At 59.1% G+C, this 14,752-nt stretch carries 14 protein-coding genes and 1 tRNA gene; all 15 read right to left on the reverse strand.

Annotated elements, in window-relative coordinates:
* Positions 1–36: 36 nt before the first annotated feature.
* On the reverse strand, positions 37–870 hold the full coding sequence (gene spo0A / locus VB144_10000; protein MEA4883965.1) for a sporulation transcription factor Spo0A: 834 nt from the start codon (positions 868–870) through the stop codon (positions 37–39).
* Positions 871–1,140: 270 nt separating this feature from the next.
* Positions 1,141–1,215 (reverse strand) — tRNA-Arg (locus VB144_10005).
* 79 nt (positions 1,216–1,294) lie between these two features.
* Positions 1,295–2,134, reverse strand: a complete 840-nt coding sequence (locus tag VB144_10010) for a DegV family protein (GenBank protein ID MEA4883966.1) — start codon at positions 2,132–2,134, stop codon at positions 1,295–1,297.
* Between the two features lie 132 nt (positions 2,135–2,266).
* Positions 2,267–2,860 (reverse strand): sigma-70 family RNA polymerase sigma factor, encoded by a 594-nt coding sequence (locus VB144_10015; GenBank protein ID MEA4883967.1) that lies wholly within the window; start codon positions 2,858–2,860, stop codon positions 2,267–2,269.
* Positions 2,861–2,875: 15 nt separating this feature from the next.
* Entirely contained in the window at positions 2,876–4,351 is a 1,476-nt protein-coding gene (locus tag VB144_10020; protein ID MEA4883968.1) for a SpoIID/LytB domain-containing protein, read from the reverse strand.
* Between the two features lies 1 nt (position 4,352).
* Positions 4,353–4,937, reverse strand: coding sequence for a glycerol-3-phosphate acyltransferase (locus VB144_10025; protein MEA4883969.1), 585 nt, complete (start codon positions 4,935–4,937; stop codon positions 4,353–4,355).
* Entirely contained in the window at positions 4,934–5,824 is an 891-nt protein-coding gene (locus VB144_10030; GenBank protein ID MEA4883970.1) for a diacylglycerol kinase family protein, read from the reverse strand. The genes VB144_10025 and VB144_10030 overlap by 4 nt, the downstream gene beginning before the upstream one ends.
* Before the next feature lie 27 nt (positions 5,825–5,851).
* Positions 5,852–6,556, reverse strand: coding sequence for a redox-sensing transcriptional repressor Rex (locus VB144_10035; GenBank protein MEA4883971.1), 705 nt, complete (start codon positions 6,554–6,556; stop codon positions 5,852–5,854).
* Between the two features lie 38 nt (positions 6,557–6,594).
* The gene (locus VB144_10040) at positions 6,595–8,646 is read right to left on the reverse strand and encodes a [FeFe] hydrogenase, group A (protein ID MEA4883972.1); all 2,052 of its coding nucleotides are present in this window, start codon (positions 8,644–8,646) and stop codon (positions 6,595–6,597) included.
* Positions 8,647–8,665: 19 nt separating this feature from the next.
* Positions 8,666–10,501 (reverse strand): NADH-quinone oxidoreductase subunit NuoF, encoded by a 1,836-nt coding sequence (nuoF, locus tag VB144_10045; protein MEA4883973.1) that lies wholly within the window; start codon positions 10,499–10,501, stop codon positions 8,666–8,668.
* A gap of 2 nt (positions 10,502–10,503) precedes the next feature.
* On the reverse strand, positions 10,504–11,001 hold the full coding sequence (locus VB144_10050) for an NAD(P)H-dependent oxidoreductase subunit E (protein ID MEA4883974.1): 498 nt from the start codon (positions 10,999–11,001) through the stop codon (positions 10,504–10,506).
* 180 nt (positions 11,002–11,181) lie between these two features.
* Positions 11,182–12,324, reverse strand: coding sequence for a SpoIIE family protein phosphatase (locus tag VB144_10055; protein MEA4883975.1), 1,143 nt, complete (start codon positions 12,322–12,324; stop codon positions 11,182–11,184).
* Positions 12,324–14,102, reverse strand: coding sequence for a [Fe-Fe] hydrogenase large subunit C-terminal domain-containing protein (locus tag VB144_10060; protein MEA4883976.1), 1,779 nt, complete (start codon positions 14,100–14,102; stop codon positions 12,324–12,326). Before VB144_10060 ends, VB144_10055 begins: the two co-directional genes overlap by 1 nt.
* 37 nt (positions 14,103–14,139) lie before the next feature.
* Entirely contained in the window at positions 14,140–14,409 is a 270-nt protein-coding gene (locus VB144_10065) for a (2Fe-2S) ferredoxin domain-containing protein (GenBank protein MEA4883977.1), read from the reverse strand.
* Positions 14,410–14,561: 152 nt separating this feature from the next.
* A partial coding sequence (locus VB144_10070) for a hypothetical protein (protein MEA4883978.1) occupies positions 14,562–14,752 on the reverse strand: 191 nt, incomplete at its 5' end.

The raw sequence follows: 14,752 nt of genomic DNA on the forward strand, positions 1-14,752 counted from the left end.
CCGCCGTCGACCACTCACGCGCCATATGTACGAAACCTACTGAGCCCGCTCGAGCATCTCCAATCTGAGTTCCTCGGCAATCTTTGCGATGAAGAAGGAGTTGGTCGGCGGCCTGCCGTTTCTGAGGTTCACTGCGTAACCGAAGATCCGGTTGATCTGATCCGGGTTGCCCTGTTTCCATGTCTTCTGGATCGTGTACCTTACAGCCGCCTCCACGATCAGCGGAGTGGTGCTGTATTTCTCAGCCACTCTCGGGTACAAGGATTTTGTGACTGCGCCGAGCAATCCGATTTCCTTCGTCACCAAGGCGATGGCCTCTTTCACGTAGCAGTAGCCCTTGAAATACGTAGGCACTCCCAGATTGTATAGGATGCGCGTCACCTCGGTCTCAAGATCGAAAGCTCCACCCCTGGTCTTTCGCTCTGTCTCCTTTGCCCTCTCCCTCGATGAGTATGAGCGATCCGCCTTTGGCTTGGGGAATGCAGATTCGCCGTCTGCCACCTGCCGGATCCGACTGATCAGATTGTCGCGATCGAACGGCTTGAGCAGATAGTAGTCGGCGCCGAGTCGTGCCGACTTCCTGACCATGTCTTCCTCCTCAAACGCTGACAGGACTATCACTTTCGGTCGCTTCTCCAGGTTCAGCTCGTTCAAGCGTGAAAGGACACCCATTCCATCGAGGTACGGCATTATGATGTCGAGGAGCACCACATCCGGGTTGGTGGCCGGGATCATGTTCAGGGCCTGAATCCCATCGTTCGCGGCGCCCACAAGCTCCATGTCGTCCTCTTCCCTGAGAAGAGCCTCGATGACTTCACAGACATCCTTGTTGTTCTCGACCACGAGTACTCTGGTCTTCTCACTTGTCAAACTTAGTCCCCCCATATCCCGTACATCTTGAGTCCGTTCTATACATCGGGATTCATAGTTTCTCCGGAGACCATCAAACTCCTCCCTAAGATGCCGGAGTTGTCACAACATTTGCTTATGTTTATCGAGACAAAGCCTCGCTTCGGCATCGATGTTTCCCAGAATTCATCGACGCCGAAGCACATATTAGTGTTGTATGCCATCATTGGACTTAACTCCGCGAAAAAGAGAATGCCCTCAGCGGAATCCGCTGAGGGTATTGCACAATAGTGGCGCGCCTAGCAGGAATCGAACCTGCGCACCCGGCTCCGGAGGCCGGTGCTCTATCCCCTGAGCTATAGGCGCATCTCAAAGTCGCTCAACTGCATTATACGCTCAGCGCCGTCCGGGTGCAATAGGCCGCCTTGCCTCTTCTCTCCTCGCCTCATACCTGCGTTACTGCCACGCCCATCATCCCAGGCCCGCCGTGGACGGCCATGGAGCCTCCCATTTCGCACAGGTACGCGGTCTCGAATGAGATGCTTCTGCTCACCTGTTCCAGCAGAGACCTGGCATCTTCTAGAGCGTTCGTGTGCATCACGGCGATCCTCTTCGCGTGTCCATTGCAGGCCACGGCGGCGAGATCCACAACTCGTCTCACTGAGGCCGGAAATGTGCGTACGCGTTCTATCGCCTCGACCAGCCCATCTCTGGTAGACAGTATCGGCTTGATTGAGAGAAGTGATGCAACCATGGCCTGCACCTGCTGCACACGGCCGCACCTGCGTAGATACTTGAGCGTGGGGAGAGTCACGAAAACGCTTGTCGAGTCCATTCCCCGCTTGATTATGTCCATAATCTCGCCTGCAGTCCGCCCAGCGCGCGCGGCCTCTGCGGCAGCGATCACGATCAGGCCAGTGCCCATGCTTGCCGTGTTTGTATCCACTATGGAAATGTCCACTCCATCGATCATGCCTGCTGCGAGCTTGGCGGATTGGCAGGTGCCGCTCCCCTTGGACGTAAGGTGAATCGACAGCACCTGGTCGCATGTGCCGACTAGCCCTTTGTAGGCATTCACGAAATCGCCAGGAGCAGGCTGAGATGTTGTCGGGAGGACCGGCTCATCAAGACGCCGGTAGAACTCCTCCCACGAAAGGTCCACACCCTCTTTGTATGACTCGGTGCCGAACTGCACCTGGATAGGCACCAAGGTGATCCCATATTCCTCAATGACATTCGGCGGGATGCCATTGGAACTGTCGGTGACGATCTTGACTCTCGACATGAGCAGCCCTCCCATTCCACCTATGTTAGACGGAAATGGAGGCGGAAACGTGTCACGCCCGCACTCCGGGGAATCACAGGCCATTCAGCCTGGTCCATTGAGCCCGAGCTATCCGCACAGCTTCCCAACCCATCATTGCCTTCCGTTCTCTGGTGTGGCAGAGAGGATGATCAGTCGGAGCCGCTTTCTTGCCCTCTTGAGCCTTCCGCGTACGCTTTCGATGGAACAGCCTAGTGCAGCCGATATCTCCTGGTACGACATGCCCCTGACCTCGCGAAGCCACAGCGCTGCTCTATCCGGGCTTGGGAGTGCGAGCATGGCCCGCTTCAGGATGTCCCTCGTCTCACACTGGATTGCGACGTCCTCAACAGCTTCAGGCTGCCCGAGAGCGCCGACATCCGCGATGGCCAGGTCTGGATGCCTCATCCAGTCCAGAGGCACGCAGCGCATCCTTGCTCCTGCTGCCCTCTGTGCGAAATCTGCAGCTACATTCGAGACTATCTTGTACAGCCACGTCGTGAAGGAACTCTCCCAGCGAAAACTGCTGATCGACCGAGCAGCCCTAAGGAGCGCCTCTCCGACCACATCCTCAACATCCTGATACGTCCCTAGGGCATGCGCAGCCATCTTCGATACAGAGCTCATGTAGCGCGCGAAGAGCTCCTCCATGGCCTGCCTGTCGCCTGATCTCACCCGGTCGCACAGGTCTCTGTCATCCTCAATCATGGCGCCCTCCTGGCCTCACCTTGCCTCGGTGATCGACGCGAACCCGCCCCCAACCGAGGCGCCCGGATAGTATCGCTCCAAAATCCCGCGGTAGTCACAGCCCGCCTTCGCCATCGCGCACGCGCCATACTGACACATTCCCACTCCGTGCCCGTAACCTGCCCCCTCGAATTCGAACCTGATGGGAGCAGCGCCTTCTTTCCCCTGTGCTGTCTCCACATTCACCACGAACACGCCGCTCTTGATCACAGTTGTACCTCCAAGGGCAGTCCTTATTGCATACTCCCCATCCAGCTGCAGGTCGCCGATGGACGTATGAACAGTAACTTGCATGGCCGCGCCCCTCGGGGTCCGGAGGTTCACTCTTACCCCCAGTATATCCGCTTTCTTTCCCAAGGTTCTCTCAATCACGGCGGAAAACTCCGCAGGAGTGTACGATGCCTTCCACCTGTATCCATTCGAACCATAGCAGCAGTCATTTGGGTTCGGCAAGCGTATGTACCGTCTCAGGGCATCCTCGCCCGATATCTCGAGCTCGGCCTGGGCCGGAGACTCCTCCTCTCCCCGTAGGCACCTCACGCTGCGCATGTATGGCGTGTCTGTCTTCCAGATACTCCCCGCGTTCTCCGTGATTCCGCCGCAGCATGCGTGGAACTTGGCGCTCTTCGCCGGAACGCCGTTATAGTACAGTGTTTCGCCTCGGGTTGCCATTACTGCTCGTCTCACTTCCGGGTAGGCGCCTTCGCGGCTCGCGCCTGCGTAAACCTGGCAGTGAGTGCCCGAGCACAGATCATACCCATCTGCCTTGTGCCGCCCGAGTGACCCCAATGCCTCAGTTCGGGAGACCACGGCCTGGGCCATGAGTGCCTCGAAAGGGGCGCCCGACCCTATCTCGTACGGCACTACTCCGACCAGGTAATCATCGATCTCCACAATGTTCACCGCTGTGAGCCCGCCGCCGGCCCTGGAAATGACCTCGAAGCTGCCCCTGTAGATGCTCGCCTGGTTCCCAAGCCATATAAAAGCCACAGCCGAAAGCGAGCCGCAATCGAGTTCCACCTTGACCGGGCTTTCCATGGCGATTCGGTTCTCGTCTTCCCCCACGTACACGATGCCGCCATTTGCGCCAGGCTCGAACATGGCCACTTGAGTCCTGATGGTTCCCGCCACTACCAGCGGCGCAAGTGAGGAGGTGGATCCCAGCGCCATCGGCGACCCCGGCGCCAACTGGGCGCCGATCCCATTACTCACTATTCCAACCCTGATCATCGGGGAGTGTGGAGTGTTGACAACGGGAGCGACGCCGCCGGATGAATCCACATCGTCTGTCGGCGGAGGTGTGTTTGAGCCGCCTTGCACGCCCTGCGATGGCACTCCATACGCCATGGAGCAAATCGAGATGATCATCGCCGCTAGGATCAATATGACAACATGGAGCTTGTCCAGTCCAAACAGACCGAAGGCCATACGCGGCCCTTTCACTCCAGACATGTTAGGAAAGCCTCCGCGGCTCTCTCTTCCGACGCGGAGAGATGCAGTCCGGCACATGGCGAAGGGAGATAGGGAATCCCATCGCCGCAAGGTACAAGATGTGCATCCCCGACATACCAGTAGCCCATCCAATGGCGGGAAGGCACGCAGCGGCAACAGCTGAGGCGCCCGCCGCCGACCGGAGCGCAGCGAATGCCAGAAGCCAGCCTACGCCGGCAGGGATGATGACCCGTGGCGCAAGGATAACGCAGGCGCCAAAGAAAACCGCAAGCCCTTTCCCACCCCTGAACCCGAACCACGCCGGTATAATGTGGCCCACTACAGCGGCTGCGCCTCCAACCATTGCGCCCGCCCCCCAACCCGAGATTAGCCCGCCAGCGACTGTGGCCAGGGCGCCTTTGCCGATGTCAAGCAGCGCCACCGCCAGACCTGGGCCGAGCCCAAGGACGCGTGCCGCATTAGTGCCGCCTGTGTTGCCCGATCCCCAGTCTCGAATGTCGAGGCCTCGCAGGAAGCACCCTACGATGACGCCTGCCGAGACAGAGCCCATGGAGTATCCGACGACGGCCGGAATGAGGAGCGTCACCTCGCCACCTCCCCGAACACGACCTCGAGCCCGTCGTGGGTAATGGTGAACACCATCTCCTTCGCCTCGAAGACCTCGCCATCGATATGGAAGGCCTCCGGACGGGAGCACTCGATTCGCAGGGAACTCGCCCTGAATGCCCTCACCTCGGGCATGGTATGAACGTGTGTGCCTTTCATCACCCTTGGGAAACAGTAGAGGAAGCGGAGCACCGGCATGTTGTCGACCACGCACATCTCGAACAGGCCATCGTCAATGGAAGCTTCGGGGCATATCATCATGCCTCCACCGTAGCTCTTCCAGTTTGTAGCAGCTACAAGAAGGGGAGAAAGCCGTATCTCGCAGTCATCTGCCAAGATTCGCATGAGAGCGGGCCTGTATGTCCAGATGGTGTTCAGTACGGCGAACACATACACCCAGACGCCCTTGAGAAACTTGAACTTCTCGTTCGCGGCCCGGGTGACCTGCGCGTCGAACCCAATGCCGAAGCTTGAGATGAAGTAATGCTCATTCACGCGGCACAGGTCGATCCTCCGCCTGTCGCCATGCACGATCGCGCGACACGCCGCCGCCACGTCATTTCTCGGAATCCCGAGAGCATTTGCGAAATCATTGCCAGACCCTGCGGGGATCACAGCGAGGGTTGCACCCGAGTCTGCGATCCCGTTGACCACCTCATTAGTGGTCCCATCCCCGCCCATGGCGGCCACAACATCGTACCCCCGCTCCGCGGCAACCCGCGCAATCCGCACGCCATCTCCCGGCCCTTGAGTCAACTCGATATCGAACTGGATTCCTGCCTCTGTAAGCGCGCGCCGAGCCACTTCTTCCTCACTTGCTGCCCGGCCGCCGCCGGCTCGCGGGTTCAGAACCACCTTCAACCGCAACTACAGAACCTCCCTGGAAGTACACGATTACTCCGAGAGAGTTTCTTCGTCAGGCCCTACTTTCCTGCCACCATCCATGGCCTCGTGCATCCCCGATGTCGGTGCGACGGCGAGGTGCCTCGATAGGTGAGACAGCCCAGCGGCGAGGTCTTCATCTCTTACCATGACGCCGGGGGGCACAGTTATTCCAACCGGTGCGAAGTTCCAGATAGCGATGATGCCGGATTCTACGAGGAGGTCCGCAACACCCTGAGCTTCAGAGCCTGGGACAGTGATGATGCCCATCTGGATCCTGAGCCTCCGCACTAGTCGTGCAAGGTCGGGAAGACCGTAGATCACTGTCCCTTCCACCTTTTGCCCGATCTTTGCAGGGTCGGAATCAAATAGAGCCACTATCCGAAGGCCGTATTCCTCGAACCCAGGGTATCGGAATAGGGCGGCGCCCAGCCGGCCGACGCCGACCAGCACCGCCTCTGTTCTGTTCTTCATGCCGAGGATCTCCTCAAGCGCCCCGAGCAGATCAGGGATTTCGTAGCCGATCCCCGCCCGTCCGAAACGTCCAATCGACGAAAGGTCCCGCCTCACCTGGGCGGAGTCAACTCCCACCCTGGCAGCAAGCTCAGCTGAGGAAACCCTCGCCTTTCCCGCCCTGGCAAATGCAGCAATGGACCTATAGTAGAACGGAAGGCGTGCGAGAGTAGCCTTTGACATCCGAATGCAGGGATCCGCCATTCAAACCGCCTCCCATACACCAACGCGTGATCAGGCCTCTATTTATCCAGCCGAGCCAGTATCTCCTCCTTGAATACGCGATCAATCTCCTCTTCGCTCACATGTGAGATAATGTTCCCATCCACCTTGATATTGGGGCTGGCATCACAGTGCTCGAAGCAGAATGTGGCCCTCAGGCTCACTCTATCGGATAGTCCGCGCTCGGCAACCCTATTCATCAAACCATGCAAGAGATCGTAAGACCCATGAAGATAGCAGCACGTGCCCACGCACACTTCCACCTCGACCTGCTCTTGCGATCTGCCGGCATGGAACCTGATTGCCTCTCCGGCAATTCGCCTGCGCACTCCGTAAGTCGTGTGCAGCGCTTGTTCTGCAGTGTCGGATCCCGGGCTTCCCAGGTAGTTCTGGTACAGGGCTGTCACGAACGGGTTATCGTGGGCCCTTCTCAGCATCTGCATCTTGTCCACATCATATAGGGCCTTAGCCCTCTTGAGCCTCACTGGGAAGTCCGACGGAACGGGCTGCCCAGCTCCACCGATGCACCCACCAGGGCAGGACATCACCTCAACTAGGTCGTAGTTGGCCTCGCCTGACTTGATCCTGCGCAGCACCTCTGCCGCAGCAGACAGGGAGTGAGCCACCGCCACCCGCACTTCCTGCCCGCGAATGGTAAGGCTCGCCTCGCGCACGCCTTCAGTCCCACGCACCGCCTCGAACACGATTGCACCGGAGGAAGCAGGCGCCTTCGCAGATGGCCATCGGCCATCTTGCGCAAGCAGTTCGCTTGCCGCCCTGAGCACCGCCTCTGCCACACCGCCTGTGTTTCCGAAGATCATCCCAGCGCCAGTCGCAATTCCCAGGGGAATATCGAACGATTCTATCTCCAAAGCGCCGAAATCGACGCCCGCTTCCCTTACCATCCGCGCCAGTTCCTGAGTCGTTATGACTGCGTCCACATCAGGCCTTCCATCAGTTGTGAACTCCTCCCGGCCCGCCTCGAACTTCTTCGCCGTGCACGGCATTACCGAGACAACGTAGAGGGATTCCGGGGCCACTCCAAGCTCTGGAGCAAGATACTTGCGGGCGAGTGAGCCGAACATCTGCTGAGGAGACCTGCATGACGACAGCTTGGGCAGCAAATCCGGATGGTACTGCTCCACGTATTTCACCCACGCCGGACAGCAGGTGGTGAACTGCGGCAGCCTCTCCCGGTTTCCAGATTGCAGCCTCTCGATGAACTCGAAAGTCTCCTCAACGACCGTAAGGTCCGCTGTGAATGCAGTGTCGAGCACCATATCGAAGCCTATCTTCTTGAGAGCCGCCACCACCTTGCCGGTCACAACCTCGCCAGGCGCGCACCCGAACTCCTCGCCGAGGGCCACTCTAACAGCCGGGGCGACCTGCGCGATTACCTTCATCGACGGATCGTGCAGGGCCTTCCACACGCCCTCAGTGGAGGATTTGATCATGATGGCGCCAGTCGGACACACGCTCGCGCACTGCCCACACTGCACACAGTCCACATCGGCCAGACGCTTGCCGAATGCAGGCATCACCATGGCCTTCGCTCCCCTGTAGGCGAAGTCGAGGATGCCGATTCCCTGTACCTCGCGGCACACACGCACGCAGTCGCCGCAGAGGATGCACTTGTTGGGATCACGCACAATCGCAGGAGTGGAAGCATCGATGGCCTCGGCTTTCTCGCGATGCCCGTACCTTACGTTTTTCACGCCGAATCTCTGGGCGAGATCCTGAAGCCTGCATCGGCCGCTCTTGTCGCACGTGGTGCAATCGCGGTCGTGGTTAGCGAGGAGGAGCTCAACGATGGTGCGCCTGATCGTCCTGAGCTTCTCCGTGTTGGTTCTCACTATCATTCCCGGCTGAGGCGGGACTGTGCAGGAACTCACTACTCCCATCTTTTCCACTTCGACAACGCACATCCTGCATGCCCCATACACCGACAGCTCTGAGTGGTAGCAGAATGTGGGCAGATCGATTCCCGCCTTGCGCACCAACTCGAGAAGATTCCGTTCACCCTCGATACGGACTGTGATGCCATCTATCGTCACGACTGGCTCAGCAGCCATTGCACACCCCTCCTTCACTTCACGAAAGTGATATTGCCCCGAACGGGCACGCCGCCTTGCAGGCCCCGCACTTAGCGCAGACCGACTGATCTATCACGTGAGGCGACTTCACATCGCCGCTGATGGCGCCCACCGGGCATGTCTTCCTGCATTTCGTGCACCCTCTGCACAGCGCAGGGTCGATCTTGTACGACTTGAACGCAGTGCAGACTCCTGCAGGACACCGGTGTTCCACGATGTGGGCAAGGTACTCGTCCCGGAAGTAGCGCAGGGTCGTGAGCACAGGGTTGGGCGCAGTCTTGCCCAGCCCGCACAGGGAACTCTCCTTAACCACCCATGCCAGCTCCTCAAGCATCGCAAGGTCGTCCATCGAAGCGCGACCGCCCACGATCTTCTCGAGTATCTCCAGCATGCGCCGAGTGCCCTCTCGGCACGGCACGCACTTTCCACACGATTCGCTCTGGGCGAAGTGCATGAAGAAACGAGCAACCTCCACCATGCACGTTCCCTCATCCATCACGACTAGTCCTCCGGAACCTACCATGGCGCCCACCTTGGAGAGAGAGTCGTAGTCCAAAGCGATATCCAGTTGCTCAGCGGAAAGGCAGCCTCCCGAAGGGCCGCCGATCTGCGCTGCCTTGAACTGCTTGTCGCATCGCAGCCCGCCCCCGATATCGAACACAACCTCGCGAAGGGTCTTTCCCATCGGCACCTCAATAAGTCCGGTGTTCGCTACCTGACCTGTGATGGCGAAGGTCTTCGTACCCGGATTGCCCTCCCTGCCTATGCTCTGGAACCACTCGGCCCCACGCAGCATGATCGCAGGAACCGTCGCGAGGGTCTCAACGTTGTTGATCGTAGTTGGCTTGCCCCAGAGGCCTTCGTTCGCCGGGAACGGCGGCCGCGGCCTCGGCATTCCCCTACGGCCCTCAATTGATGCCAGGAGCGCAGTCTCCTCGCCGCATACGAAGGCGCCGGCGCCTTCTTTGATGATCACATCGAAAGAGAAGTCGGTTCCGAACAGCCCGTCACCGAGCAGCCCCACGTTGCGAGCCTGCTTCAGAGCTCTGCGAAGCCTGGCAACGGCGAGCGGGTACTCCGCCCTGACGTAGATGTAGCCGACAGACGCTCCGATAGCGCGCCCCGCGATTGCGAGGCCCTCGATCACACGGTGCGGATCGCCCTCCATCACACTTCTATCCATGAAGGCGCCTGGATCGCCCTCGTCTCCGTTGCATACCACGTACTTCTGGCTCGCCTGCGCGTTCCTGGCGAAGAACCACTTGCGCCCTGTGGGGAAGCCGCCTCCCCCGCGTCCGCGGAGCCCACTCGCCAGCATCTCCTCGATTATCTCGTCCGGGCTCAGATCCGCGACCGCTCGCGCCATCGCCATGTATCCGTCGCGCGCCACGTACTCCCTGATGTCATCAGGATCGATGGCGCCGCAATTCGCAAGGGTCACCCTGCTCTGGCTGCTGTAGAAAGGTATGTCCTTTTCGCCTCGGTACATTTGCCCAGTGACTGGATGGTGGTACAGCAGGCGCTCCACGGTCTTCCCGTCTCGGAGAGTGGTCTTTACGATCTCCGCGACATCCGCGGCGGTCACTCCCACGTAGAGAATGGAATCCGGCTCTATCTTCACAAGCGGCCCTGCTTCGCAGAACCCGTGGCACCCGCTCTTGGTGACGGCCACGGCATCCACAGACAGGCGATGGAACTCGTTGAGCACCTGTTCAGAGCCGTTCGCCAAACAGCCTGTGCCAGCGCACACCAAGACCCGCCTTGCCCTAGACTCAAGCTCCTTCTTGCACTGCCTAACATATCCTGCGAACTCCTGTAGCGACTTCATCGCCATCTTCAGTTGTCACCATCCCTCTTAAGCAGTGTATCGATGATTATGGCGGCAGCCTCCGGAGTCATCTTGCCATGGACTTCATTGTTTATAGTGATGACAGGCGCCAGTCCGCACGCTCCAAGGCACGAGACTGTCTCCACGGTGAATTTCAGATCAGGCGTAGTGAACTTCCCGTCAGTGAGACCAACCTTAGCGCGGATGGCGTCGTAGACGGGCTTAGAGTTTCTGACATGGCAGGCCGTTCCGTCGCAGCACCTGACCAAGTACTTTCCCTTCGGTTCCAGAGAGAACTGAGCGTAAAACGTTGCGACTCCGAATACTGTTGCCGCTGGAATCCTCATCGCCGTGGAGATGTAGGTCAGGATTTCTTCTGGGAGATACCTGTACTCAGCCTGCACCTCCTGGAGGATCGGCACGAGAGCTGCCTGCTCATGCCCATGCACTTCAATGATCTCGTTGACGCGCCGGAACTTCCTCTGCGCGGTCTCCACAGGTGTCATGACGCTTCCTCCTGCTGCCCTTCACTTGCACACTCGCGTTTTGTCATTGACATTCCAGCGTCTGGATTTTGTATACATGTATACGTGTATACACACTTGTACCGAGCTATCTGGCTCATCGTCCTCATTCAGACGAAGCGGGCCACGATGGCTCACACGTGACTGCCGGCCCGGCATCTCCTAGAAGTAAGCCATCTGAGTTTCCTTTCCATTCTCCTGCAGGAACCGAACGATATCCTTCAGCACCTGCTCCTTGAGGGTCGTGCTGATGGGGAGCTTCGGATTCTGGTGCGCAGGGTTGACCGCCCTGCCCACTAGGAACACCACATGGTCCGCGTCCAAGAGAACCCTTGCAAGCCTGCTGACGCCGTCATCGCCGTGTATCTCATCCGGTGTCGATAGCCGCTCCAGCGTTTTGGAGAGAGTTATGATCCCCTCTGTTATGAGATCAATCCCATGCAGACGGGCCGTTGGCGGAATTCCTCTCTGCATGGACTTCAGATCCACCTCCAACTGCGCGCCTGTCTCTCGTGCAACTATCTTGCCTGTTGTCCCTCCACATACTACCTTCAATCCCCGCTCACCCATGAGCCTTTCGACCATCCTGCAGTCGTCCGTTGGGTCCTTGGGGGGGCCCACAGCAACAGTTGCAGTGCGCGGTTCCCGAACGGTTACTGCGACCACTGTTGCATCGTCACCTGGCTTGCCCGCGTAGAACTGGTCGCACACGCCAACCATCCACTTCGCCAATGTGGCAGCCTTCTTATCCTGCCTAGTGATGCGTTCAATGTAATCCGCGACGCTAGGCCACCGCCACCCGAGGTTGAGCACTCCTCCGATTCCCGCGTAGATCACTCCGTCGCTCACCACGAATATGTGATCTCCACTCTTGACCGTGAATCGCGCTTCGCGCACTACCTTGTCGCCGACCCGCCGCTCCTCCATGGGAATCGGTGCAACGTGCCCATCCGACACGTAGAAAGCGCCTGGGTTATCGTATTCCACAATGTAGGCATTCCCATCGCCATCGATCTGAAGAATCGTAAACGTGGAGTAGGCGACCTTCCTCACCTGACAAATGGGGAGAGTGTGACCAATGGTGTCGACCACATCCTCAATGGTCGCTCCGCCCCTGAGCATGCTCGCAGCCAGAGTGGTGGTTAGAGTCGCCAGTATGTTGGCCTTCACTCCTGAGCCAAGCCCGTCACTCAAAACGACCGTTAGCAGATCGCCCCTGCGTTCGATCTCCACACGATCGCCGCACAGCTCCTCCCCGTACTTCGAGAGCGACGCGGTGGCCGCCTCCACGTGCAACCTCTCCATTACCGTGTCAGCTCCTCATTCTGCATCTGCCGAATGAGCTGAGTCAGCAGGACTTTGGTCTCAGCCGTGGTCTCTCCGAGAAGGCCAGCTATCTCCTGAGCGACCCGCATCTGGCGCTCAATAACCGTTCCAGCCTTGGTGAGAGTCTCCTCACGCGCCCTTGCTATCGCCTGCTGCCTGTGGAAATCCGCAGTCACATCCGTGACTATCGCAACGGCCACATCCCTCACACCCACATAGAAGATGTTCTGTGATGTCCGCAGCGCTCCGTTCAAGTGAACCTCGTATTCGTTCACTGGCTCCATCGAATCGAATACCCGCTTGAACTGGCCAGGATCCATGGCCACATCCACCCGCTGGCCAAGGCACTCATCGCCGTGAAGCCGGAATATCGACTCGAATGCGGGGTTCACCGACACTATGTTCAGCCCACGATCCACTACAACAATGCCCACAGGAGTGGAGTTGATAATCTGAGCAGAAAGCGACTCCGCCCTCGCCCTCATGTACGGAATACACATCTCAAGCTCAGCCATGCCGCGGAAGACGGCCACCGCCTTGTCGCGGCAGGAGTTGTAGCCACACGCTCCGCAGTTCAGCTCGTCCTGCGCAGTAAGCTTGTCGGTCTGGGCCAGTATCCGCCGGATGTCGGCCTCGCTTGGCTGCGGAAGGCTCACCTGCCGCGGCGTGAACGAGGCTTCAAGAAGCTCAGCCGGAACGGCATCACGCCGGGGCGGCTCGTCTTCAGAACCCGTGTCGACTGCGGTCGATGCCTGACGATCACATACATCGCCAGGAGGCGCTGCCTCACCCGCGAACCCCCTATCAGCATGCTCCATGACCACACGGCGCCTGCTCCAGACGTCCATGGTAGACGTGATGCTTGGGCCCGCGATGCACCCGCCCGGGCAGGACAGCATGTCGATCAGTCGCACATCAGAATGCTCCGAAATGTGCGCAAGCGCTTCCATGCAGTTCTCTATCCCGGTGATCACCAGGTCGGCACGGGCCAGGGCATCTGTGGATCGACCTGCGGCCGCCATCATCCCGCCCTCTATTGGATACAGCCTGGCCTCCCCCGGCGCGGCGCCGTTCCACTGATCCGGCGCCTCACAGGCCGGAGAGATCCCGGCCTCCTCGAACAAGCATGCCAGCTCTGAGAAGGTGAGAACCGCGTCAACTGCGCCAGCGGTCTCCGCTCTGGCCGCCTCATCCTTCTTAGCAATGCATGGACCCGCGAACACCACTTCTGTGCCAGAGCCGTACCGCATCTTCAGCATCCGGCCGTGGGCAATCATCGGAGATGCCACGGGGATGAGATTCGGTATCAGCTCAGGATGGTATCTCTCGATCAGGTTCACTGCCACGGGGCAGCTAGAGGCTATGGCAGGCCTAGCACAGGCATCGACAACCTCGAAGCAACGCATGGCCACATAGTGCGCCGCCTCTGCAGTCTCCACCACAGCCTCAAAGCCCAGGCGTCGGCATGCAGCAGCGAGGCATCCGGGGTCAGGCAGATCGAACGAGGCCACGAAGGACGGTGCGATGGAGAGCACGGCAGGCCTCGGAGACGCTAGGATGCCGCGGACAGCCTCCACCGAGCTTCGCACCTGCTTCGCACCTTGCGGGCATACCTGCACGCATTTCCCGTCGCCTATGCACAGCTCATCCACTACCTCTGCGTGGCCGCCCGCAACACGGATCGCCTTCATCGGGCAGTAGCGCACGCACTTGTAGCAGTCTTTACAATTGGCCTTAATGGTGTTGATCAGACCCAACTCCATCGCCTCCACTCCGCTCCGTGCCTCCGATGCATCAGATCTCCGGCGTCTCCGCCACCGCCACCCTCGGCAAGATCTCTCTCTCAAAAAGCGCCTCAGCCGCCTCTGGGCTCACAGCCGAGAACATATCCTTACCGATCTCGATCGTAACTCCCTCAGTGCAGTGCTCAAGGCAGAACACCCCCTTGAGCTCTACCTGGTTCCAAAGGTTGTGGGCAGCGATAAGCTCCTGGAGCTTCTCGATCACCTCGGGCGCCCCTTTGATGTGACATGAGCTTCCCACACAAACCGAAACGGTAACCATCCCGCCCACCCCCGCACTTCGTGCAATTCATCACAATCATGGTAACACAGACCGCGCCATCATACAACCCATCTTCAGCGCCCGTCTTCAGCACCTATGGGTGTTCAATCGCTTGATTTCCGAGGTTGCTTGTGAACTGCCCGACCAGCTCCTCAATTGCTCGCTTGTTCCAGATCTTCTCCAGAGCGCGCCCAAGCATCGGATCGTTGAAGTCCTCTACTCTGTGCCTGGAGCATTGCCTTGGCATCGCGGAGGGCAGCATCCCGCCCGCCGCCCTTTCGCCCGCCGCCCTTTCGCTCGTCGCTCACAGCCGCGGAAACGAATCTGCGGTTCCTGAGATTCC

Source organism: Clostridia bacterium, assembly GCA_034926675.1.
In the GTDB taxonomy this organism is placed as follows: domain Bacteria; phylum Bacillota; class DTU025; order DTU025; family DTU025; genus JAYFQW01.